Annotated in this window: 19 protein-coding genes, 2 tRNA genes, 1 other RNA gene and 1 pseudogene; 10 read left to right on the top strand and 13 right to left on the bottom strand. The window is 29.4% G+C overall.

Annotated elements, in window-relative coordinates:
* Positions 1-48: 48 nt before the first annotated feature.
* Positions 49-1,077 (bottom strand): hypothetical protein, encoded by a 1,029-nt coding sequence (locus BPP43_RS11455; RefSeq protein WP_013243551.1) that lies wholly within the window; start codon positions 1,075-1,077, stop codon positions 49-51.
* 278 nt (positions 1,078-1,355) lie between these two features.
* Here BPP43_RS11455 and BPP43_RS11450 point away from each other — a divergent pair, with 278 nt between their 5' ends.
* From BPP43_RS11450 to BPP43_RS11425, 7 genes and pseudogenes are all read left to right on the top strand, one after another.
* Positions 1,356-2,396: an ABC transporter permease gene (locus BPP43_RS11450; protein WP_015275029.1), complete on the top strand. Its 1,041-nt coding sequence runs from the start codon at positions 1,356-1,358 to the stop codon at positions 2,394-2,396.
* Positions 2,396-3,802 carry an ABC transporter permease gene (locus BPP43_RS11445; RefSeq protein WP_015275028.1) on the top strand — a complete coding sequence of 469 codons (1,407 nt, stop codon included), beginning with the start codon at positions 2,396-2,398 and terminating at the stop codon, positions 3,800-3,802. The genes BPP43_RS11450 and BPP43_RS11445 overlap by 1 nt, the downstream gene beginning before the upstream one ends.
* Before the next feature lie 79 nt (positions 3,803-3,881).
* Positions 3,882-3,955 (top strand) — tRNA-Arg (locus tag BPP43_RS11440).
* 16 nt (positions 3,956-3,971) lie between these two features.
* Positions 3,972-4,056 (top strand) — tRNA-Ser (locus BPP43_RS11435).
* A 24-nt stretch (positions 4,057-4,080) separates the two neighbouring features.
* An RNA gene (gene ffs / locus BPP43_RS11610) (signal recognition particle sRNA small type) lies at positions 4,081-4,175 on the top strand.
* Between the two features lie 861 nt (positions 4,176-5,036).
* Positions 5,037-6,678 (top strand): annotated as a pseudogene (locus BPP43_RS11430) (peptide ABC transporter substrate-binding protein).
* Between the two features lie 643 nt (positions 6,679-7,321).
* Complete coding sequence (locus tag BPP43_RS11425) at positions 7,322-8,272, top strand: flavodoxin family protein (RefSeq protein ID WP_015275026.1); 951 nt, start codon at positions 7,322-7,324, stop codon at positions 8,270-8,272.
* Between the two features lie 127 nt (positions 8,273-8,399).
* Here the strand turns inward: BPP43_RS11425 and BPP43_RS11420 are convergent, their stop codons facing one another.
* From BPP43_RS11420 to BPP43_RS11405, 4 genes are all read right to left on the bottom strand, one after another.
* Positions 8,400-8,840, bottom strand: coding sequence for a hypothetical protein (locus BPP43_RS11420; protein ID WP_015275025.1), 441 nt, complete (start codon positions 8,838-8,840; stop codon positions 8,400-8,402).
* Between the two features lie 10 nt (positions 8,841-8,850).
* A complete protein-coding gene (locus BPP43_RS11415) occupies positions 8,851-9,759 on the bottom strand; it encodes a hypothetical protein (RefSeq protein WP_015275024.1) in 909 nt (302 codons plus the stop codon).
* 401 nt (positions 9,760-10,160) lie between these two features.
* Positions 10,161-12,113 (bottom strand): methyl-accepting chemotaxis protein, encoded by a 1,953-nt coding sequence (locus BPP43_RS11410; RefSeq protein WP_015275023.1) that lies wholly within the window; start codon positions 12,111-12,113, stop codon positions 10,161-10,163.
* 172 nt (positions 12,114-12,285) lie between these two features.
* Positions 12,286-12,831, bottom strand: a complete 546-nt coding sequence (locus BPP43_RS11405) for a phosphatase PAP2 family protein (protein WP_013243557.1) — start codon at positions 12,829-12,831, stop codon at positions 12,286-12,288.
* Positions 12,832-12,944: 113 nt separating this feature from the next.
* On the opposite strand from BPP43_RS11405, the gene BPP43_RS11400 reads away from it, so the two are divergent.
* Positions 12,945-13,874: a carbohydrate kinase family protein gene (locus BPP43_RS11400; RefSeq protein WP_013243558.1), complete on the top strand. Its 930-nt coding sequence runs from the start codon at positions 12,945-12,947 to the stop codon at positions 13,872-13,874.
* A 6-nt stretch (positions 13,875-13,880) separates the two neighbouring features.
* Here BPP43_RS11400 and BPP43_RS11395 read toward each other — a convergent pair whose 3' ends face one another.
* From BPP43_RS11395 to BPP43_RS11355, 8 genes are all read right to left on the bottom strand, one after another.
* Entirely contained in the window at positions 13,881-14,510 is a 630-nt protein-coding gene (locus tag BPP43_RS11395; RefSeq protein ID WP_015275022.1) for a DUF4405 domain-containing protein, read from the bottom strand.
* 623 nt (positions 14,511-15,133) lie between these two features.
* Positions 15,134-15,832 (bottom strand): flavodoxin, encoded by a 699-nt coding sequence (locus BPP43_RS11390; protein ID WP_015275021.1) that lies wholly within the window; start codon positions 15,830-15,832, stop codon positions 15,134-15,136.
* Positions 15,833-15,873: 41 nt separating this feature from the next.
* Positions 15,874-16,701: an SDR family oxidoreductase gene (locus BPP43_RS11385; RefSeq protein WP_015275020.1), complete on the bottom strand. Its 828-nt coding sequence runs from the start codon at positions 16,699-16,701 to the stop codon at positions 15,874-15,876.
* Positions 16,702-16,736: 35 nt separating this feature from the next.
* Positions 16,737-17,279: a flavodoxin gene (locus tag BPP43_RS11380; protein ID WP_015275019.1), complete on the bottom strand. Its 543-nt coding sequence runs from the start codon at positions 17,277-17,279 to the stop codon at positions 16,737-16,739.
* A gap of 428 nt (positions 17,280-17,707) precedes the next feature.
* Positions 17,708-18,544, bottom strand: coding sequence for a carboxymuconolactone decarboxylase family protein (locus BPP43_RS11370; protein ID WP_015275017.1), 837 nt, complete (start codon positions 18,542-18,544; stop codon positions 17,708-17,710).
* 19 nt (positions 18,545-18,563) lie between these two features.
* Complete coding sequence (locus BPP43_RS11365; protein ID WP_015275016.1) at positions 18,564-19,409, bottom strand: aldo/keto reductase; 846 nt, start codon at positions 19,407-19,409, stop codon at positions 18,564-18,566.
* Positions 19,410-19,443: 34 nt separating this feature from the next.
* Positions 19,444-20,001, bottom strand: a complete 558-nt coding sequence (locus BPP43_RS11360; protein WP_015275015.1) for a sugar O-acetyltransferase — start codon at positions 19,999-20,001, stop codon at positions 19,444-19,446.
* Positions 20,002-20,036: 35 nt separating this feature from the next.
* Positions 20,037-20,459 carry a cyclophilin-like fold protein gene (locus tag BPP43_RS11355; protein ID WP_015275014.1) on the bottom strand — a complete coding sequence of 141 codons (423 nt, stop codon included), beginning with the start codon at positions 20,457-20,459 and terminating at the stop codon, positions 20,037-20,039.
* A 241-nt stretch (positions 20,460-20,700) separates the two neighbouring features.
* On the opposite strand from BPP43_RS11355, the gene BPP43_RS11350 reads away from it, so the two are divergent.
* Entirely contained in the window at positions 20,701-21,240 is a 540-nt protein-coding gene (locus tag BPP43_RS11350; protein ID WP_015275013.1) for a flavodoxin family protein, read from the top strand.
* A gap of 513 nt (positions 21,241-21,753) precedes the next feature.
* Positions 21,754-22,635 (top strand): LysR family transcriptional regulator, encoded by an 882-nt coding sequence (locus tag BPP43_RS11340; RefSeq protein ID WP_013243569.1) that lies wholly within the window; start codon positions 21,754-21,756, stop codon positions 22,633-22,635.
* Positions 22,636-22,714 lie beyond the last annotated feature (79 nt).

The following is a 22,714-nucleotide window of genomic DNA, read 5'->3' as shown; positions in this document are numbered from 1 at the left end:
CTGCTCTTTTATCGGTATCAAATTATTATAAACTTTAATCGAAATAAATTATAATATTATAACATACAAAATATAAACTAAAACAAATAAAGAAATAAAACCTAATCCATACAATAAAAACTTAAACATATTAAAACTAGAAAGCATCTTATATATCTGCTCTTCTTTGCTGTTTTCTTGATAAGAATTTGGTGTTACATAGCTGTCTTTTTGAGGATTAAATACCTTAACTTTTATAGGTTCTGTCTCTTCTATAATAACGCAATGCTCATCAGTTAAAGCAAGTGCTATCTTTGTAGAATGCTCATTAACTGTTTTGTCTATTACCTCGCCTACAACAAAATATTTATTGCCGTTATTTTTTTTAGTATTAATATCTAAATAAGTCATATTAGGATAGAAAGAACTATAATCCACTTTTACTATAATCTTATCTCCCAACTTTATATCCGCTATAGCCTTACCCATAATAGGAGCTACAACAAAATCTCCATCTAATATCTTATATTTTGCTGTAATTGACTCTTCATCGGTTTCTTTAGATTTATCATTATTGGCATCTAATGCATATTGACTTATATCTATGCTGGTTCCTTCAAACTCTTTCTTGAAGTTCTGTAAAAAGTTATTAACATCATCAATATAAAAACCCTTACAGTTTACATCGTATATTCCTATATTATAATCCATAGAAACATTTAATGTGTCTGAAAATATGTCTATTATAGAAATAATGTCATTATTAATAGCTGCCATAGTTGTATGAACTACATTTGTTCTGTTTGCTAAAATGGAATCCAAATCGCTGTTTAATTTATCTAAAACTATATTTACTTTATAATGTACATTATTGTAAACTTCTATATATTTATAAAGCTCTAAGTAATTATCATAGCTATTTAATACTTCAAATAATTCATAACTATCTGAAATTAATACTGTTTTACTAATAAGGTTAATTGTTAGTTTATCTATAAAAAATACAAAATATATATACTGGTCTAAATCTGGATATTCTGCTATAAATCTTACCGCAAGAACTTCTGTTTCATCTAATATTAAATTATTGTCTGACATAATACTCCGCTTATATACTAGTATTTATTTTTATACCTTTGAGAGTATCATTATATCATTAATAAACCAATACTCAAGTATAATACTATATAGTATATTAATATTTTCGGTAAAATAAAGTCTATATTATACTTTTACATAAACATTCTATATAAGATATTATAATTTATTTATAACTTCATAAAAAAATCATAAATAAAAACTATAATAAATAATTTAAGCTATTATGCTTTACAATTTTAAGTCTTTTTAGTATAATCTTAAATAAGGATAATATTATGTTTACTTATTTTGTAATCAAAAGAATACTAAAAGGCATAATCATGTTTGTGATACTTATGTTTATGTCTTCTGCTATATTTAACACTGTAAGCGAAAAAACTCTAAAAGCTCAGATAGAAGAAAATATTAATGCCGAAGTACGCGGACTTAGCAATATGCGTACAGAAGATGTGGAAAATTTTATTAAAGAAAGAAGAGCATACTATTATGATATATATTGGCTTAATAGAAGCATTGGAGAGAGAATATTTATAAGAGCAATTAACACTATAACATTTCAATTCGGCAAATCTACTATAATGATGGATTCTAACGGCAACAGAGATGTGATAAAAATAATAGGAGAAGCACTGCCACGCTCTATAATACTTTTTACAACAGCATCAATCATACAAATGATAATAGGCTTAATAATAGGACTCGTAAAGGCAAGAAAAGCAGGAAAACTATTCGACAGAACAACAAGTATTATCACTATGATAGTTTACGGCATGCCTACTTGGTGGCTTTCTATGATACTTATAATGATATTTGTTTATAAGTTTAATTTGTTTCCATCTGGAGGGGTTCATTCTATACCAACACCTGAAGGCATAATGTATTATTTGGATATGTTATGGCATATGGCATTACCTATGCTCACATTAACATTAATAGGATTTTGGGGGCTTTCTTTTGTTGTAAGAAATATAGTATTGTCTACCCTTCAAGAAGATTATATTATGGCGGCACGTGCTAGAGGCATATCAGAAAAGTCTGTTCTTTTAGGGCATACTTTAAGAAGCTCTGCTCCTCCTATAGTTACAATAACTTTATTAGGTTTATTCGGCTCTATTGCAGGCTCTATCATATTTGAAGGAATATTCTCTTGGCCTGGACTAGGCAATCTTTATTGGATATCCGTTCAGCAAAATGATATACCTGTATTAATGGGTAATTTAGCTATTACTACTGCTCTTTATCAATTTGGTTTGGTTGTGCTTGATATATCTTACGGATTTTTAGACCCTAGAATAAAAGTTGGAGGCAAGATGTAATGAATAATAATAATATTAATAAAAAGCTTGCCCCTCTAATAGAATTCTTTAATGAGTTTAAAAAAGATAAAACAGGAGTTGTAGGTTTATGCATACTTCTTTTGGCAATATTTGTTTCACTGTTTGAGCCATTAATACTCACATACAAAGAAGCACCAAAACGCTGGAGAGACATCACATATTGGCAGGATAACCCAGCTTCAGCTCCACCAGAGTGGCTTAATTTCTTCAGCAGAGAAAAATCGGCAATTACAACAGATATAAAACCTATAAGCGTAAAAACTAATTATATAGATAATCAAGCAGTATACAAAGCAATATTTGAATATGATTATCAATTTGACAAATCTCCAGTGGACTTAATTTTTCATGCCAATGTAAATAACTCTTCTGCTTTAGTGTGGAATGTAACAAGACCAGACGGCGTTGTAATCGCACTTTCAGACAGTTTACATAATACAAAAGGAGACTTAAGAATATCTGCATTTAATGATTCAAAAAATAGAATATTTAGGTTTTACAGAGAGTCGGTTCCGAGAATGCTTGCAAGACAAATTGATACTCTCACAACCAACCCCATGAAAATACTTTTTAATACAAAAAAAGATGATATGGCAAAAAATTTCTTAGCATTAAAAGGTGTTTATAAATTTGAAGTAACAGCTAATTTTTCTGACATTAATTCAAGTTTTGAAAATCCTTATATGGTATTAGTAGGCTCTATGTCTGGGATAATGGGCACTGACAATATGAAGCGTGATATATTTTCTGGTTTAATATCAGGTCTTAAATGGGCATTATTTATCGGCATAGCTACGAGTTTTATATCGGTTATAATTGGCGTGATGTATGGAATAGTGTCTGCATATTTTGGTGGGTTTGTTGATAGCTTTATGCAGTTTGTGTATCAGATATTTATAGGCATACCGGTTTTGCCTGTAATGATAGTAATGAGTGCAATATTTAAGCCTACAATATGGACTATGATTACGATGATGATATTTTTCTCTTGGACAGGTTCAGTTATGACGGTTCGCTCTATGGCTATGCAGCTTAAAGAAGAGACATACATTGAGGCAGCACGCACAATAGGGGCTTCTCATTTTAGAATAATATTTAATCATTTAGCACCACTGCTTTTGCCTTTTTCATTTGCTTCTATGGCTTTAGCTGTGCCTTCTGCTATAGTTTATGAGTCTTCATTATCTTTGCTTGGTCTTGGAGATGCCACTATTGTTACATGGGGGCAGATTTTGCATGATGCTATGAAGGGTTCTGCGGTGTTATCTGGTCTTTGGTGGTGGATAATACCTCCTGGAATATTGATTGCTATATTGGGAATGTCTTTTGCATTTTTGGGTTTTGCATTAGATAAGATACTTCACCCGAAACTAAAGAGCAGATAAAAAAATAATTGATTAAAGAAAAAATAAGTATTTGCAAAAAAATATTTTTATGTTATAATTTTGAGACTATAAAACCTATGTGCCTGTAGCTCAATTGGATAGAGCATCAGATTGCGGTTCTGAAGGTTGGAAGTTCAAATCTTCTCAGGCACGTTTAAATTAAATATATGGAGAGATGTCCGAGCGGTTGAAGGAGCACGATTGGAAGTCGTGTGTATGTAAAAGTACCGTGGGTTCGAATCCCACTCTCTCCGTAGTTTAGTTTCCTACATCTCTTATAACGGGGCTCTACGGCAGTTGATGATGAATCCGCCAGGTTCGGAAGGAAGCAACGGTAAGTCAACCCAACTGGGTGCTAGTTCTCCTGTTATAAGGGGCCTTTTTTATTCATAGCAATTTTTTATAAATAAACATCTTTTTCTATATAACTTTTTTATTCAGCTTTTCCCGTATTACATGCTGTGAACTTCATTAAATGTAAAGCAATCAAATATCTTAATTTAAATAAATAATTTTTAACAAACTTAAATATATAGTTAAACAAAGATATTTTGTCATGTAAGTTTTTCTTTTTATTCAACTTTTCCCGCCTTCGCTCTGCGGAATTCGTCAAAGTTTTTACTCTTCGGACACGCTTCGCAGGAAGCAAAGCCACCACTAACAAAAACTTAAAAAATATTTAGAATACATTGAAATTATTATTTTATATCTAACTTTTTTGTCGCTCAAAAAAGTTGCAAAAAACGCACATACTATAGCTAATGTTTTAGGAATATGTATTAAATATAAAATTATATTTTTATTTCAGTGCAGTCTTTTTACTTCTTTGGGTCATACTTCGGTCGCACCGAGTAGGAACATTGCCTACGGCATGCAGAGCGTCGGTAAAAGAAATTGACAAACTTTAAATTTTCTACTACACTATCTTGATTAATAATCAAAATATTATATCATATCATCAACATGGGGAGCTTATAAAAGGCTGAGAGGAAGTTTACATAATTTTATACATGCAAACTTCGACCCTTATAACCTGTTTGGGTAATGCCAGCGTAGGGAATTATCTCTTTTATTTTTTTTACTCTAAATAAATTAATAAAATGAGACCTTTTCTAATGTTGGTCTTGTTTTATTAAATTAGATTCATAATCAAACAAGACTAAAAATAAAATTCAATAAAGCAAGACAAACGGCGTTATAAAAATCTCTATTTAATATTTTTTAGGAGTTTTTTATGACTTACAATCTTAAAGCAAAAAACTTTTTTATTAAAACTTTATTTCAAACATTTTTTATTTTTCTAACTTTCTTATTAATCATCTCCTGCAACTAAAGAAACAAAAAAAATCAAAGATGAACTTACAGTAAACTTAGGCTATGAACTTCAGTCTATTGACCCAGCAATAAACGACGAAACATATGGTTTTATTTATATTAATCATGCCTTTGAAGGATTATTGACAAAAGACATAAACGGCAAAATAGTAGGAGGCTCTTCAGACAAATGGGAAATAAGCGAAGATAAATTAAAATACACATTCCACATAAGAGAAGATGCAAAATGGAGCGACGGCAAAAAACTCACAGCCGATGATTTTGTATATTCATATAGAAGAGTTGTTGCCCCTAAAACAGCTTCACCTATAGCATATTTAATGTATTATATAAAAAATGCAAAAGATATAAACATAGGCAAAAAACCAATTGACACTTTGGGAGTTACTGCAATAGACGAAAACACTCTTACAATAGAACTTGAAAACCCTACACTATATTTTGAAGATATTTTAGCTTCTGGGGGCTGTTATGTACCTGTGAGAGAGGACATTATAAATAAATACGGTGATGATTGGACTTGGAATCCCGAAAGCTATATTGGAAATGGTGCTTACAAGATGACAGAAAGAAAGCCCGATGAGTTAATAGCATTTGAACTTAATACTAATTATTGGGATTACAAAAATCAAGTTGCTAAGAAAATTAATTTTGTTTTGATAGCTGATGAATATATATCTCTTAATGCCGTTAGAACAGGAGATGTTGACTTTTCTATTAATGCCCCTCCTATTGGCGAGATAGAAAGTTTAATAAAAGAAAACCTTATGGCCGTAAGCGATATTATAGGAGTTTATTATTTAGATTTAAACAATAAAGATAAAACCTTGTCCGACAAGAGAGTAAGAAAAGCATTATCTCTAGCAATAGACAGAAATTATATTGTAAGCAACATTGGCTACGGCAAACTAATAGCAGCAGAAAGCTTTGTTCCGCCAGTTGTAAAAGGAGTTGAAAAATCTTTTAGAGAAGAGAGCAGCAATTTTATAATAGCAAATAATTACAGCAATAATATAATAGAAGCAAAAAAATTATTAGCTGAAGCAGGCTATCCAAACGGAGAAAACTTTCCAATATTAGAAGTAAAAGTTTCATCTGGTTTCTACACCACAGTATTAGAGGCAATTCAAGAGATGTGGAAAAATAATTTGAATATTGATGTGGTAGTGAGAACAGAAGAATCAAAAATCACACTTCCTTTCAGACAATTAGGCAAATACCAAATAGCTAGAACAAGCTGGACAGGTGATTATAATGACCCTCTCACAATGCTTCAGATTATGACAAGCGAAAGCGATATAAATTACAGTGGTTTTTCAAATGAGAGATATGACTATTTAATAAACTTTGCAACTACCTCAACAAATGAAAAAGATAGAATGGAAGCTTTAAAAGAAGCAGAGGCAATTCTTTTTGAAGAGATGCCTATAATACCTTTTATATATAGAACAGACTTTTTAGTTGTAAATCCGAAATTAAAAAACTATATTGATGACCCATTGGGACGATACAGATTTAACTATGCCTATATAGAAGAGTAATTTTAATAAATTATAATTTTAATAAATTTAAGAAATAAAGTGCTATTTTTTAATAGTATTTTATTTCTTAAAAAATTTTATTTACACACCCCGCCCTTTTTTCTTTTTGCTCTAATTTTAAATTTAAACTTTCTCTATATTCATTGCACAATTAGAATTTTTAGCTGCCCACCCAAGCGTTTTTTAAATCTTAAAATTTTTAATTTTAAAATTTTAAATTTTAAATTTTTTATTCTCTCACCGCACGTTAAGCTAAACAAAATATATCAATTAATTAGAAATACAACTTTTATTATTTTCATAAATACATTTACCGTGCGGGAAAGTAGATTATCAACTTAATTAAATCTTGGGTGGGTGTGCTTTTTTAATTAGGCAATAAAGAATATTTAAACAATATTTTTTATATAAACACAAAACCTAATAGGGCGGGATTAAAAAATAGCATAAACATCTTTTATTGATTTTTTCTAAATTATGCTATATAATAAATCAATCAAAATAAGGTAGGGCTTATATTTAATTTCTTAACAAATATAAGATTTCCGATAAACTTCGACAATATCATTTTTTAAAACAAAATACGAAGACTGGCAGCCTATCCAGTAATATAATTTTTTCAATAAAAGGAGACTCATATTTTATGAAAGTTATGGGAATAGTTGCTGGAAGACATAATGGAAACAGCGAAATTTTAGTAAAACAAGCTTTAACAGCTGTAAAAGATGCAGGTGGTGATGCTATACTTATTAATTTATTTGATTATGATATAAAGCCTTGCTCAGGATGTGAATCATGTACAATAGGTATGGAGAAAGCATTCAAAGAAAAAAAAGAATATAAAGGCTGCATCTACAAAGAAAAAGATGATATGGACAAAATAGTTAATGTTATGAATGAATGCGAAGGTATAATAGTGGGCTGTCCTACTTATGATTTGCTTCCTTCTTCATTATATTTATCATTTGCTCAGAGATTTTTGGCTTATGAATTATCATTTAGAATAAAGATAGGACAGGTAAAAAAAGACCCTCACACAGTAGCAGGACTTATAGGAGTGGGAGGCTCTAAACATGATTGGCAGACTATGAGTTTGGAAGGGCTTGCCGCTACAATGTTTACTCAATCTATCACAGTAGTAGATATGTATTTAGCTACAAGCGTTGGAAGACCAGGAAATGTTCTTATACATAAAGAGTATTTGGAGAGAGCTTACCAAATGGGCAAAAACATTGTCCAAGCAATTAATACACCTATTGAAGATAGAAAATGGCTAGGAGATCCTAATTTAGGTTTATGCCCAAGATGCCATTCTTCTTTAATATATCCAGGCGAAGAGCATTGGGACGGAGTTAAATTTAATTTTGAATGTGCTGTTTGCGGTGCGGGAGGAGATTTAGTAAAAGGAGAAAATGGAAAGTATAAATTTGTGCTTGCTGAAAATGGACTTATAAGAGACAGAAACATTAACGAAGCAAGAGCAGTGCATTTACAAGAGATAATGGAGACAAGAGATAATTTTATGTCTAGAAAGGGAGAGATAGAAGAAGAATATAAAAGATTTAGAGAGATGAAATTTGAAACTATAAAATAGCCGTTAATAAAACTCTTTATATAAAATAAAAAAAGCACTATTTATAATTATTAAATTAATTTTTAAATAGTGCTTTTATTTTTTAGTATAACTATATTTTGTCAATTTTTACTTTTTTTATATTCAATTAATAACCTGTTCCAAAATATTTTTGATATTTTCTCAATTCTGTTCCCAATCTAGTAATAACAAAACTTCCAGAAGCCACATCATTAATATATAAGTGCAAAAAATCTACATCATACAAGCTATACAAAATTTCTTCTGCTTTATCACCAGTAATTACAACTATCCCATTATCAACAAATTCATTTACATTATAATGTAATGATTTACCTTTATAAACCATTAACATTATATCATCCCCTTTTTTTATTCTTTTATTTTTAATTTCTATTGTAATATTACCATCATTTCCTATTATAGTTAATAAATATAAATTATTCCTATCTGTTTTAGTTATTTTTACTATTTTATCTTTTTCTAACACTTCTACATTTATAGCTTGTATATCTTCTGCTATTAATGTAGTAAATACAATAAATAATAATATTAATACTTTTTTCATTTTATTACTCCTATTTATTTACTTTATATAAAACTTCACGATATTCGTGCTGTGGACTTGAATATTCTATTTTACTAATAGCCAATATATCATTTATTAATTTTAATTCAATTTTATAAGAAAAATTATTTTTCCACATAATAAACCAACCTTTACCTATTGTCTGATTAGGTAAATAATACAAAACACCATCTATAGTATTCCATTTTCTATCTTCTATAATTCCATCTTTTTCTACCCAAGTTTTTTCTACTGTTCTAAAAAATAAATTATAAGGATATTTTGGAGGTTTACCTGTTTTAGTTAATTTTTCTTTTGATAAATTTGTGTAATAACTGCCAGATTCTTGCTCTTCGTTTGGAATATCAAATATAACTTTATTTATATCTATATTATAAAAAGGTTTTACAGGTATTGGCATATCCTGTGCTTCTCTTATAAATCTATTAAGAGAGTTTAATTCTTTTTTTATATATTCTCTCATTTTTCCAACTAAAACACCACTAATATTTTCTACATCATAAAATATTTTACTAAAGTCTGTAGTATTATAATCCTCTTCTGTATAAAATCTTATTTTATCATCTAAAACAGAAATACCTAATGAAGATGTTTCAGCTTCATTATAATAATTTTTAGAACCTATCACAATATTATTAACTATTTCATCTTCAATCATTTTTTCCAATTCTTCTTCTTTCTCTTCTTTTAATCTTGTTAATCTACTAATTTCACTATCTATTTCTATTCTCTCTTCTTCCTCTTTTTTACTTTGATATTTTTTAAATAAATAAAAAAGTAAATACAATCCTAAAAAAAACAATAATATAATAAAATAAGATATACTTTGCAATGCTATAGACAAGAACAACATAAATATAGAAACAATTACCCATAAAGCTATATTTAATTTTTGCATAAAACGACAACCCTAACAATAATATATATATTAGTATATATGAAAATATATAAAAATTCAATGACTTATTAAGTACATACTCTTGTTATAGAGTTAATATTTTTTAAACATTAGCATGATTTTATAGTAATTTAACATTTGCACTTTTTGGTTCTTTGACGAAGTCCACACCGTGTAGCTGCGGGAAAAAGAACAACAAAATTTTTAAGTTTTTATTTGTGGGGACTAGCCCCCACACCCCCAGTTCTTTTGCCGATAGGCACCTACTCGGTATTGGTATAAAAGAACCAAAAGAACTGCATTTAATAAAGTATAGCTTTTTATGTGCAGACAAAATATAAATCTTATTTTAACCTTATATATTCCAAAAATATAAAGCTAAAAACACTTACACTTTTTAGTTATTCTTCTTTTAACTTAAAATATTCTATAGCCTTTATCAAATCCTCTGCCTCATTAAGAAGTGACTGAGAAGCTGAAGTTGCCTCTTCCACTAATGCAGCATTTTGCTGAACTGAAGTATCCATTTGCGTAATAGCTATATTAACCTGACTTATTCCCTTTCCCTGTTCTTGAGCAGCTATATTAATTTTCTCCATTATTGCTGAAGCATCGTCCATCTTTTGAGATATATCATCAAACATCTCTTTAGATTCTTTTACACTTCTAGTAGCCAAATTAATTTTATTAGTGCTGTCTGTAATTAAAGCAGTAATGTTTTTTACAGACTCCTGAGCATTCTGTGCTAAGTTTCTCACTTCACTAGCAACAACAGCAAATCCCCTGCCCTGCTCTCCTGCTCTAGCCGCCTCTACAGAAGCATTCAAAGCAAGTATATTAGTTTGAAAAGCAATATCCTCTATTAGCTTAGTAATATTTATAATCTTCTCGCTAGCCTCATAAACATCATTCATCTTCTCAACACTGTCTTCTACTATAACACCAGCTTTCATAAGCGAATCTTTAGCCTCAGCTACCATTTGCGTACTTCTAGCAACACCCTCTGCAGATTCTTTTATAGCACTAGCCATCTCGTTCATAGATGAAGCAGTCTCTTCCAAACTAGCCGCCTGAGATTCTGTTCTATGTGATAAATCTGTGTTTCCTGATAATACCTGATTGGCTGCTGTTGACACTTGCTCTGCTGAGTTTCTTACAGTATGTACTACCTTATTAAAATTAAGCATGGCCTTATCCCAACCTCTAGCAATATCTCCCCATTCATCTTTTCTGTTTTCAAACCCCTTAGGTATTTCTATAGTTAAATCTCCTGTAGACATTCCTACTATATCTTTTGCTAAAACTGTAATAATGCTAGAAACTGTTTTTCCTATAATGTAAGGAACTATTAAAAATGCTAAAACAACTATCACTATAGAAATAATTATCATTATAGTTCTTATTTCGTTTGAGTCTTTGAATATTATTCTATTTGGAGCAGTGATTTTCAATCCCCAATTTTTACCAGGCATAACATCAACAGGTGTAAACGAATAAGTATAATTCTCTTTTACTGTTTGGCTATAAGTTTGAAATATTACATTCTCACCTTTCATTACTTTATTAAACATATCAAACTTTTGATAATAAGGATATATCTCATCTAAAGTTTTACCTATAAAATAATCCTTATCACTGTCATATAATATAAGTCCTTTATTATCAAAAAGTGTTGTAGTAGTGCCTTCAAAAAGTTTTATATTAGAAAGCAAATTATATAAAGACTCTACTGATACATCTATAGCAACAACACCTATTACTCTATTATCTGCCTTTATAGGTATAGACCAAATAAAGTTCATAGCTTTATTATTATTTGAAGAGGAAGTATAAATATCTGTTATATAATTCTCTTTGCTGGCTACAGCAGATGTATAATAATCGCTTTGAAAAATAGTATTATCTGAATATCCGTCTATTAAGTTATCTCCATCTCTTGTTACATAATAATTAAAACGTCCATTAGCTTGCATATATTTTTCTGATGTTAAATAATTATTATCATCATTAAATACATTAGGCTCAAAAGCTATTAATAATTTATTTACTTCTTTTGGAAGAGTACCAAAAAAATTGTAAGCTGCTGCTTCATAAAAATTTCTGTTTGATACACCGTCTTTATAAAAACCTGCTACAGTATTAGCAAATCCTACTGTTATATCAGCCTCATCATTAATAATAGATTTTAAACTTTCAACTTCCATAGCAGCACTTTGATTTAATATCTGATATACGAACCCTTTACTAGCAGTTCTCACATAAACAATATTTACTACATTGGCAAATACAAGCATTATTACCAATGGTATTAAAATAGAAAAACTTATTTTTAATCGAAGACTTATTTTTTTCATGATATATAAACCTCTTCTTAATAATAAATGATATTAATAAATAATACTAATAAATATTCTTTACAAATATTTTACTTTTTAAAAATATAAAAGCAAGTATAAATTATTATATTATTGAATTAATATTTAAAAAAACACAAAAAAAGTACTTAAAAATGGAAAATATATGAATTTATGATGTAATAAATATTTTTTTATTCATAACAGTATATACAACAAATGAAACAATAATACCCACAAATGCTCCAAAAATAACATCGCTTGCATAATGAACCATCAAATAAACCCTTGAAAAACTTATAATCGAAGCAAGAATTACTGCCAAAAAGCTATATCTTTTATTAAAGTAAAGAAATATAGGCAAATAAACAGCAAAAGAAACTGTAGCATGCGAAGACGGGCAGGAAAATGATGTTTCAATATGACTTCCTACAGCAACCCAATAATCATAATAGTCTGTAATAGGACGCTCTCTTGCTATCAAAGGTTTTAATATAACAGCAGTAATAATAAATGCTATAAAACAGCTAACAGCCATATTGATACCGCAAATCCTTGTTTTTTTAAATATCAAAAAACCTATTATTACAGCAATTAAAAATATAGCATCTCCCATATTTGTAATTACTGAGAAAAAATAATCCAAAAAATTAAAATTATTATGTAAACTGTGTGCAAACTCTATTGCAGAACTATCCAATTTATTTATTAAGCTCATAAACCAAAATCCATATAAATATTATAAATATAAAACAAAAAATACATAAAACATATTGTCAAATAATGTCTTTTAATATAACATAAAAAAATTAAAAAAGGAAAAAACAGTTTATGAATGAATATATAGTTTCTATAGGCGGTTCTAATATAGATATACAAGGCTTCTCCAAAGAAAATATTTTATTAAGAGAATCAAACCCTGCAAAAATAAATATATGTGCAGGAGGAGTAGAAAGAAACATTGTTCATAATCTATCAAACTTAGGTCTTTACAATATCAAGTTTATAACATCAATAGGAAATGATATATTCGGTGATATTCTTTTAAATAATATAAAATCGCTTAATATAGATACTTCATACATCATAAAAAAAGGCTCTTCAACAACATATATGGCTATAATGAATAGTGATAAAGATATGTATTTAGCCGTTTCTGATATGGACGATTTAGACAAAAACATTACAATAGAATATTTAGATAGTATAAAAGATATAATAAAAAATGCAAAACTCATCACAATAGATGCCGTAATAAAAAGAGAGATTTTTGAATATTTAATAAAAAACTTTCCAGACAAAAAATTATTATGCGATGCTGTATCTGTAAAAAAAGCAGAAAATATAAAAGGATTAGAAAAACATATATATGCTCTAAAGCTTAATTCAAACGAAGCTTCATTTCTTTTAGACAAAGACATTAGCACTATAGAAGAAGGCTTGGAGGCGGTAAGTAGATTTATAGATATAGGAGTATCAGAAATATATATTACGTTTGCAGAAAAAGGAATATGCTACGCCTCTACTAAAACAAAGCCCGCACATTTAAATGCACCCAAAGTAAATATACTAAATGCTTCAGGGGCAGGAGATGCATTTATGGCTGGTATAATCTATTCTATATACAACAATTTTGATTTGGACTACAAAGTAAAGTTTGCTGCAATTATGTCTATGCTCGCATTAGAAAGCGAAGAGACTATTAATAACAATATAAGTTTAGAAAATGTTCAGCAAAGACTAAAACTAATATTTAATTAAAACCAATTATCCTTTTGATATTTTTTTTAAGCAATATGTTATAAATATAAATAGCCCCATTATAGACAGATAATCCATAAAGAAAAATATTACAGGCTCTTCATAATCAAAAAAAGCAAACTCCACAAGCAGAAACATTTTATTATATAATCCTCTTTTAATAAATGAAACAACCCCATATATAGAAACAAACAAAGCTATTATTATAGAAATTTGTTTTTTAATAAACTTTCTATTTATAAACATACCCCAATGCATTCCCAAATGTGCCGACATAAATACAAAAGCCCAAGAGTTTGAAATCATATGAAGGCGTCTTGTAAACATTCCACTGTTGTGAATATTAAGAAAACCTAACACTCTTTGAGAAAACAGTATTCCGCTAATCATGAGTCCTAACATACACAAAAAAAGCATAGTGTTAATAAATGTGTTTAATATTCTGTTAAAATTATATTTGCCTTTATAAATATTTTTATACCAATTAAAATTGAGTATATGATGAAGTATAAAAAATATAAAAAGTGAGAAACCTAAATATTCATGTATAGCATCACCTGTAAAGTGATATGCCATTAAAACAAAAAATAGCAGCGTCATTATTATGTCTACTGTAATTTTAATTATTCTTTTCATCGAAGCTTCTCCTTAAACGAGTTTGCTGTTTTATAGTTTTGTTAATAATATTTTAACATTACATAATTCATTGCTTTTTGGGGACTAGTCCCCCTGCGAAGCGTGCCATTAAGGGTACGCACCCACAGTTCTTTTGCGACCGTAGAGAGTCATTCAGGGCGACCTAAGGAAGTACCTTTAGGTATGGTATTGCCACAAAGAAGCAAAAAGGCTGCATTTAATAAAGTATAGCTTTTTATGTATATACAAAATATAGACACTATTTTTACATATTCCAAAATATAAAGCCAAAACACTTGCACTTTCGCGAAGCGTGCCCGGAGGGCAAAAACTTTTTGCTGCGGGAAAAAGTTGAATAAAAAACTCATATAAAAGAGATAGTTATTTTATAATATACTAAAAAATTTCAACTTTATTTATTTTAATTATTTGCAGGGCTTTGCCCCCTGCGAAGCGTGCCCGTAGGGTAGCACCCCAGTTCTTTTGCGACCGAAGGGAGTCATTCAGGGCGACCTAAGGAAGTGCCTGTGGTATCGCCACAAAGAACCAAAAAGGCTGCATTTTTAAGTCTAAGTATTATTTTACATCTATTATATTTTATAATATAAAAACATCTATCAACTTTAATAGCCAAGCTTCCTTAGCCAATCCAAAACTTTGCTCTTTGAATTTTTTACTTCTGGTCTATACACCCCTATAGGCTCTAACACTTCGCAGTTTGCTGGAAGTAAGTTTTTTAAATCTCTTATCGTTCTTGAAAGTCCTCCTGTGCCATGTGTACAAAATGGTATTATTGTTTTGCCCTCTAAATCATAGCTTTCAACAAATGTAAAAACTGCCATTGGGCATGTATACCACCAGTTTGGAAAGCCTAAAAATATAACATCATAATCATCAATGTTGTTCACTCTCCCTACTAATGCTGGTCTTTCATTATTGTCCCTTTCTTTTCTTGCCTGGTTCAAACATTCATCATAATCGCTTGAATATTTGTTTTGTGTCTTTATGCTAAATAAATCTCCTCCTGTCTCTTCAGCTATCCAATTAGCAATTAACTCAGCATTACCAGGAGATAACACGCTTGCAGAAGTTTCAGCATCTACGTCAATAGAATTAGGATTTTCTACTACTGTATTGTCTGACCAAGTGAAATATGCTATTAATATTTTGTTTTGAGTGTTACTAATATTTAAAGCATTAATGTTTTGTGAAGTTTCTAAACTATCAACTATATAATCTTTTTTTTGAGTATCATTATTAGTGCAAGATAACATAATTATTGATAAAAGCACAAATATTATTTTTTTTATAAACACATTCATCAACACACTCCTTAATAACTTTTAGTTTACATTAAAAAACTTTATTTACCCTCTGATAATTCTCCATACCACCAAGATGCAGTTACGCCTCCGTCCATAAGAAAATCGCTTCCAGAAATAAATGAGCCTCTCTCTGTCATTAATAGCTCAGCAACATTAGCAACATCGTCAGGAGTGCCTGCCCTTTTTGAAGGACAAAGCTCTAGCATTCTTTTATACATTGCTCCCCTTGGGCCGTTTAATTCATCGTTCGCTAATGGTGTTATTATTATGCCAGGGCTTATTGAGTTTAATCTTGCCCCTCTCTTGCCCCAATTTCCAGATTCATACATAACTCTAAGACAGTTGCATCTTTTTGATAATTGATAGGCTTTTAATGTGTCTGAAGCTTTTTCAAGTATTGGCAAAGATAACAATTCTTCTGTTGGAGTGGTAGCAATTATTTTATTTTCTTCATCTGTGAGAGAGCCCAAACGATAACCAGACTGTGAAGATATTATTACTCCGTTTCCGCCCTCTTCTATCACCTTGCCGAACTCTTCAAGCAATACCGCTGTTCCATATAAATCAACTTTTAAAATATCTTTAATAGATGCCTGAGATGGTGAAACGCCTGCAGCATTAACAAAATATTTTATTTTTCCTAAACCCTTTGAAAAATCTATTAGTTTTAAAATTGATTCTCTTGAAGAAATATCCGTTTCAAATACAGAAGTTTCAAACCCTGCATTGTATAATGTTTTAGATTCCCTTTCAGCATTTTTTATATTGAAATCGGCAAGTACAATATGCTTACCAATTCCTACTCTTCTTGCTATAGCAATTCCAATAGAGCCTGCCCCTGTTAAAACAAAAACATCTTTTTTCATTATACATTCTCCTATAATTAAATTCTTCTAATCTTTTAATTAATGTTTCTTAGCCACTCTCTAATGCTGTTTTCTGAGCTATTAACGCTTCCTCCAGATATACTCAAACCTTCTAATATAGTAGAATTAGCACATAATTTTTTTATATCAGTAACGCTTCTTCCCATTCTGCTTCCACCATGAGTACATAAAGGAGCAATTTTTTTACCGCTGAAGTCATGAGTTAATAATAATTGTTTTACAGCCTGCGGAATAGTACCCCACCAATTAGGGTAACATAATATTATAGTGTCGTAGCTTGACAAATTATTTATATTAGCACTCAACTTTGGTAAAAAATCATCATTTTGTTCTTTTCTTGCCTGATTTACAGTGTCATTATAAGAACTTGGATATGGTTCAACTGTTTTTATTTCAAACATATCTGCTTGAGTGAGGTTTTTAATAATGTTAGCAGCGGTTCTGGTATTTCCGCCCCAAGAAAAATACACTATTAAAGTTTTTGAGCTTTGAGCGTTTAAACCTCCGATTAATAATGTATTAAAAAGAAATAAAGACATTAATATTATTTTTTTCATTTAAGTTCTCCTTGTAATATTTTATTTTTGATATCTGGGGCTTTGCCCCCTGCGAAGCGTGCCCGTAGGGTAAAACCCCAGTTCTTTTGCGACCGTAGGAAGTCCTGCGACCAAAGGGAGTCCTTCAGGACGACCGTAGGAAGTACCTTTAGGTATGGGTATGACCCAAAGAAGCAAAAGGACTGCATTTATAAAGTCTAGCTTTTTAGGTATATACATATACATTCCAAAATATAAAGCTAAAACACTCGCACTTTTTGGTTCTTTTTGCTGCGGGAAAAAGAACAACAACTTTTTGTTATTTGCGGGGACTAGCCCCCGCACCCCCACTTCTTTTATTGGTATAAAAGAAGCAAAAGAACTGCATTTATATATTAAAATGTCTCTGATTTATTATCACCAATTATAAAGCAAATACAATATTATAATTATTCTATATTATTAATTATTGTTATGGCGTTCAATGTTCTTGGATATCCTATATAAGGCAAACATTGAGTTACTGCTTCAAGCATCATATCTTTACTGTTGCCCATCTTAATATTCGCATTCGCATGTGCTATAGCTTGAGGTTCTGCTCCGCCTAAAGATATTATCATTATAAATGTTAATAACTCTCTTGTTTTTAAGTCTAAACCTGTTCTTGTATAGAAATCTCCAAAACAATTAGCCGATAAAAAATTCTGTATATGCTTCTGATTAGGTGCGGCATTTGAATGTGCAGCAAGTATCGCATCTCCGAATATGCTTACCTGTGTTTCTAACCCCTTATCAAATCTTGTACTTTCTGTAACTGTTGATTGAGATTCTATAGGAAGTGAAATATTTTTTTCTTTAAATACTTCATTTGCTTTTTCTAATGCAGCAAACACTCTCGGAAATCCTACATAAGGAGAACATTGATATAATGCTTCTTTTATCTCTATAGGACTAACTCCAATATTTAAAGCTGTTTCTACATGAGGTTTTATCATATCAGTACCTTGTGATGCTGTTAAAGATACTAATGTTACAAGCTCTCTTAATTTAGGATCTAATGTTCCATGATTATAAACTTCTCCATAAACAAAATTATTAAATATACTTTCTAAATCTGCATCATTAGTTTTAGTTATAGATGCATCTCTTTTGAGTAATTCATTGTATTTAGTTTTTGCTTTTTCTGTCATAGTTAAACTTTCTCCTTTGTTTTGTGAATTTGCTATGCATGAAAATACTATTACTAGAATAGATAAAGATAAAATAATTTTTAATGTTTTTTTCATTAATGACCTCCTTAATTTTTTAATATTTCAATTTTAATAATTGCTTTATAAAGTCAGCATCATCATTAAGAAATATGATGTTTTTATTATTATCCAAAGTTTTTATAATATTCATATCATTATCATCTAATGTGAAATCGAATATTTTTGAGTTTTCTATTATTCTATCTTTGTTTACACTCTTTGGAATAATTGGTATATTTCTTTGAGTAAGCCACCTTAAAATAACTTGAGCTATAGTCTTATTATATTTTTTGCCTATAGTTTTTAATATTTCATTATTGAAAATATTATTTTTTCCTTCTGCCAAAGGTCCCCAAGATTCTAATGTAATATTATATTCTTTCATTAAGTTTTGCTCTTCCCATCTTTGAAAAAATGCATGAGTTTCTATTTGATTAATTGCAGGTGTTATTTTAGTATGTGATGCAAAATCAATTAATCTATCTTTATAGAAGTTGCAGCAGCCTATAGCTCTTATATATCCAGCTTCATACAATTCTTCCATTGCCTTCCAAGCTGCATAATAATTACCAAAAGGCATATGTAGTAAATATAAATCTAAATAATCTAATCCTAATTTTTCCATAGACATTTCAAATGCTTTCTTTGCCTTATCATAATCTGCATCCTGTATCCATAATTTGGTAGTGATAAACATTTCTTTTCTGTTGATTCCGCTTTCTTTTATAGCATCTCCTACAGCTTTTTCATTAAGATATATTGATGCAGTGTCTATATGTCTGTATCCTGCTTCAATTGCATTTAGTACTGCTTTTTTGCATTCCTCATAATCTTCTACTCTGTATACTCCAAACCCTAGAATAGGCATTTCAACATTATTATTTAACTTTATACAATTCATAATGTCTCCATTTTTTATAAATATTATTCTGTTATTATTTTATTTCCTTTATCACTTTGGCAGGATTGCCTCCTACAATTGTACCACTTGGCACATCCTTATTTACAACAGCACCGGCAGCAACTATTGAGTTTTCTCCTATAGTAACTCCAGGAAGTATAATAGCAGCTGTTCCTATCCATACATTTTTCTTTATTGTGATTTGTTTTGGAATCAATATATTTCTGTTATTATAATCATGATTAGGAGTTATTATGCTTACATTATGTGCTATCTGTACATTGTCTTCTATAACTACCCCTCCAATATCCATAATGGTGCAATTCTTATTTATAAATACATTCTTTCCAAACTCAACATTTCCTATATCTATATGAAAGCTTGGCATTATAATTACAGATTCATCTAAATTAGTTTCAAATATTTTGTTTAATATATCTTTGTTATTTTTGTAGCTTTGAAAAGTGTTGTTATACTGCCATAATAATTTTTCTGTCTCTTGCATTTTGTTATATATAATCTGAAACTCTTCAGAAAACATATTTATCTCTTTTCCATTTTTATAATTTTCTAAAAACTCTTTAACGTTCATAAGTTATTATTCTCCTTTTTATTTTTTCAATTCATTTAATTAACCCTTTCAATGCGTATATCAAAATTGCCTTTTATATTTGAAAGCTTTTCTACATCTGAAGTATTTTCAAACTTGCCTAAATAAATTAAATTATTTGAGTATCTAAAATTTTTATAAAATATAGCAATGTTTCCCCAAGGAGCATAATAGGTGATATCGCCTGCTTTAGGGTTTATGCCGTCTGGTTCATTTTCTATATTTAATTTCTTGCTTAAATAAAATATTTTTTCTGTGCTGTTAAAATCTTCTGCTTTAACGCTTAAAGGAAGAAGAGATAAAAAATCATTTCCTGCTTTTGAATTTGTTATTACTGCATATATTTCATTGCCTTCAAAAGTTAATTTTATTCTTGTGTTTTGAGCAAATGCATTCATAGCGAATAATCCTATAAAAAAAGTTATAATAATTTTTCTCATATTCTAGCCTCCTATATAACCATCATGATTGATTTTATTTTAATTAGAAAGAGAAATATATCAAATACTTATGTCTTATAATTAATTATAACTAAAAAGCATAATATAGATTTTTTAATAATTAATCAAAATATAAGTATTCTATTAAATAAAAAATATAAAAAACTTTCTAAATCATTTGACATTGGAGCATACTCTAATGCTATAATATAATTAATAAAAATAAATAAGAGGTTATAAAATGAGTAAAAAAGTATTAATAATATCATCTAGCCCAAGAAGAGGAGGCAATTCTGATACATTATGCGATGAGTTTTTGAAAGGTGCTAAAGAAGCTGGACATAATGGAGAAAAGATATTTTTAAAAGACAAAAAAATTAATTACTGCGAAGACTGCGGAACTTGCTACAAAAATAATAAGCCTTGCGTACAAAAAGATGATATGAAAGACATTTTAGACAAAATGCTTGAGGCTGATGTAATAGTAATGGCTACACCTGTTTACTTTTATACAATGAATGCCCAGATGAAAACTTTTATAGACAGATGCGTTACTAAATATTTAGAGATTAAAAACAAAGATTTTTATTTTATTGCGACTGCTGCTACTGAAGATGAAAAAGAAATGGTTAGAACTATTGACGGCTTTAGAGGATTTTTGGATTGTTTAGAAGATGTGAGAGAGAAAGGAATTATATTAGCACATAGTGTTTGGAATAAAGGCGAAATTAATGATAAAAAATTTATGCAAGATGCATACAATATGGGTTTAAATGTCTGATTATTTTAATTTTATAAAATCATAAACAATTTCAATATAAAAATTGGTATATACTTAAAAAAGGTATGCCAATTTATTTTTTTAATATATTTTTTAAGTTTATTAATTTTTATATTCAATTCTCCATTCATTAAAAGTTATACTGATAAATATTTAACGCAACTATATTAAATATTTATGTCTTATAATAAATTATAACTAAAAAGCATTGATAAAAATATATAGTATGTTAGTATAAAAGTAAGGTAAATATATTTTATAAATTTATCTATTTTTATAGATGTATTATCAACTTTTTTGCCGCTCAAAAAAGTTGCAAAAAACGCAAATACTACTACATTATATTTTTTAAATATAGTACAATTCATAAAAATTCGGCTATATTTAAAAATTGATTTATAAAAATGCAGCCTTTTTGGTTCTTTGCGGCAGCAAAAGAACTGGGGGCGTGGGGGCAAAGCCACCACAAATAAAAAACTTAAAAATACATCTATAAATCTATGAGGTACTATAATGGACATAAAAGCTTTGAAATATTTTCTAATTTCGGCAAGAGAAGGTAGCATCACTAAAGCCGCAAACTCTCTTAATCTTACCCAGCCTAACCTATCAAGACAAATATCCAACTTAGAAAAAGAAATAGGAAAGAAATTGTTTATTAGAAGCAACTACACCATAAAACTTACAACCGACGGAATGCTTCTAAAAAAAAGAGCAGAAGAGATTATTGACTTGATGGAGAAAACTAAAAAAGAGTTTAAATCTTCTGATGATGTTATAGCAGGCGACATTCATATAGGAAGTGCTGAAACTTATTATGTTAAACTTATTGCTGATGTTATAAAAAATATGAGAGATGAATACCCTAATATAATTTATCATATACATAGCGGTGCATATTCAGAGATTACAGAAAAACTCGATAAAGGGCTTTTAGATTTCGGAGTTGTGATAGGCAATTTTGACTCTTCCAAATATGAATGCTTGGATATACCATACAAAGAAGTTTACGGTATACTAATGAAAAAAACTTCACCTCTATCGAAAAAGAAATTTATAGAAAAAAAAGATTTGCTTAATATACCTATAATGTGCCCTAAGATATTTTTTAACAATAAAATACAAACTTCAAAGTTCGATGAATGGATAGGAAAAGACTTTGACAAATTAAATATTATATTAACCTACAATCTTATTTACAATGCTGCCATTATGGCTGAAGCAGATATTGGATATATTTTAACTATGGATAAACTAGTAAACAATTCGGAAAGATTTTGTTTTGTTCCATTAAAGCCGAAATTGGAAATAGAATCAAGGGTGATATGGAAGAAAAACCAAATATTTTCAGAGGCATCAAAAGTGTTTTTGGGCAAGCTAAGAAATAGATTATAATTTAATTTATTTAAAAATAGAATATTTGTTAGGCTTTACCCAATATCACATTTGCACTTTTTGGTTCTTTTGACGAAGT

Source organism: Brachyspira pilosicoli P43/6/78 (assembly GCF_000325665.1).
Classification (GTDB): domain Bacteria; phylum Spirochaetota; class Brachyspiria; order Brachyspirales; family Brachyspiraceae; genus Brachyspira; species Brachyspira pilosicoli.
Note: the sequence above shows the minus strand (reverse complement) of the source record. Positions and strands in the feature narration are given on the sequence as shown.

Excerpts from the sequence above, each read along its gene's own strand:
- BPP43_RS11455 (WP_013243551.1), bottom strand. The coding sequence starts at position 1,077 with ATGTCAGACAATAATTTAATATTAGATGAAACAGAAGTTCTTGCGGTA.
- BPP43_RS11450 (WP_015275029.1), top strand. The coding sequence starts at position 1,356 with ATGTTTACTTATTTTGTAATCAAAAGAATACTAAAAGGCATAATCATG.
- BPP43_RS11445 (WP_015275028.1), top strand. The coding sequence starts at position 2,396 with ATGAATAATAATAATATTAATAAAAAGCTTGCCCCTCTAATAGAATTC.
- BPP43_RS11425 (WP_015275026.1), top strand. The coding sequence starts at position 7,322 with ATGAAAGTTATGGGAATAGTTGCTGGAAGACATAATGGAAACAGCGAA.
- BPP43_RS11420 (WP_015275025.1), bottom strand. The coding sequence starts at position 8,840 with ATGAAAAAAGTATTAATATTATTATTTATTGTATTTACTACATTAATA.
- BPP43_RS11415 (WP_015275024.1), bottom strand. The coding sequence starts at position 9,759 with ATGCAAAAATTAAATATAGCTTTATGGGTAATTGTTTCTATATTTATG.
- BPP43_RS11410 (WP_015275023.1), bottom strand. The coding sequence starts at position 12,113 with ATGAAAAAAATAAGTCTTCGATTAAAAATAAGTTTTTCTATTTTAATA.
- BPP43_RS11405 (WP_013243557.1), bottom strand. The coding sequence starts at position 12,831 with ATGAGCTTAATAAATAAATTGGATAGTTCTGCAATAGAGTTTGCACAC.
- BPP43_RS11400 (WP_013243558.1), top strand. The coding sequence starts at position 12,945 with ATGAATGAATATATAGTTTCTATAGGCGGTTCTAATATAGATATACAA.
- BPP43_RS11395 (WP_015275022.1), bottom strand. The coding sequence starts at position 14,510 with ATGAAAAGAATAATTAAAATTACAGTAGACATAATAATGACGCTGCTA.
- BPP43_RS11390 (WP_015275021.1), bottom strand. The coding sequence starts at position 15,832 with ATGAATGTGTTTATAAAAAAAATAATATTTGTGCTTTTATCAATAATT.
- BPP43_RS11385 (WP_015275020.1), bottom strand. The coding sequence starts at position 16,701 with ATGAAAAAAGATGTTTTTGTTTTAACAGGGGCAGGCTCTATTGGAATT.
- BPP43_RS11380 (WP_015275019.1), bottom strand. The coding sequence starts at position 17,279 with ATGAAAAAAATAATATTAATGTCTTTATTTCTTTTTAATACATTATTA.
- BPP43_RS11370 (WP_015275017.1), bottom strand. The coding sequence starts at position 18,544 with ATGAAAAAAACATTAAAAATTATTTTATCTTTATCTATTCTAGTAATA.
- BPP43_RS11365 (WP_015275016.1), bottom strand. The coding sequence starts at position 19,409 with ATGAATTGTATAAAGTTAAATAATAATGTTGAAATGCCTATTCTAGGG.
- BPP43_RS11360 (WP_015275015.1), bottom strand. The coding sequence starts at position 20,001 with ATGAACGTTAAAGAGTTTTTAGAAAATTATAAAAATGGAAAAGAGATA.
- BPP43_RS11355 (WP_015275014.1), bottom strand. The coding sequence starts at position 20,459 with ATGAGAAAAATTATTATAACTTTTTTTATAGGATTATTCGCTATGAAT.
- BPP43_RS11350 (WP_015275013.1), top strand. The coding sequence starts at position 20,701 with ATGAGTAAAAAAGTATTAATAATATCATCTAGCCCAAGAAGAGGAGGC.
- BPP43_RS11340 (WP_013243569.1), top strand. The coding sequence starts at position 21,754 with ATGGACATAAAAGCTTTGAAATATTTTCTAATTTCGGCAAGAGAAGGT.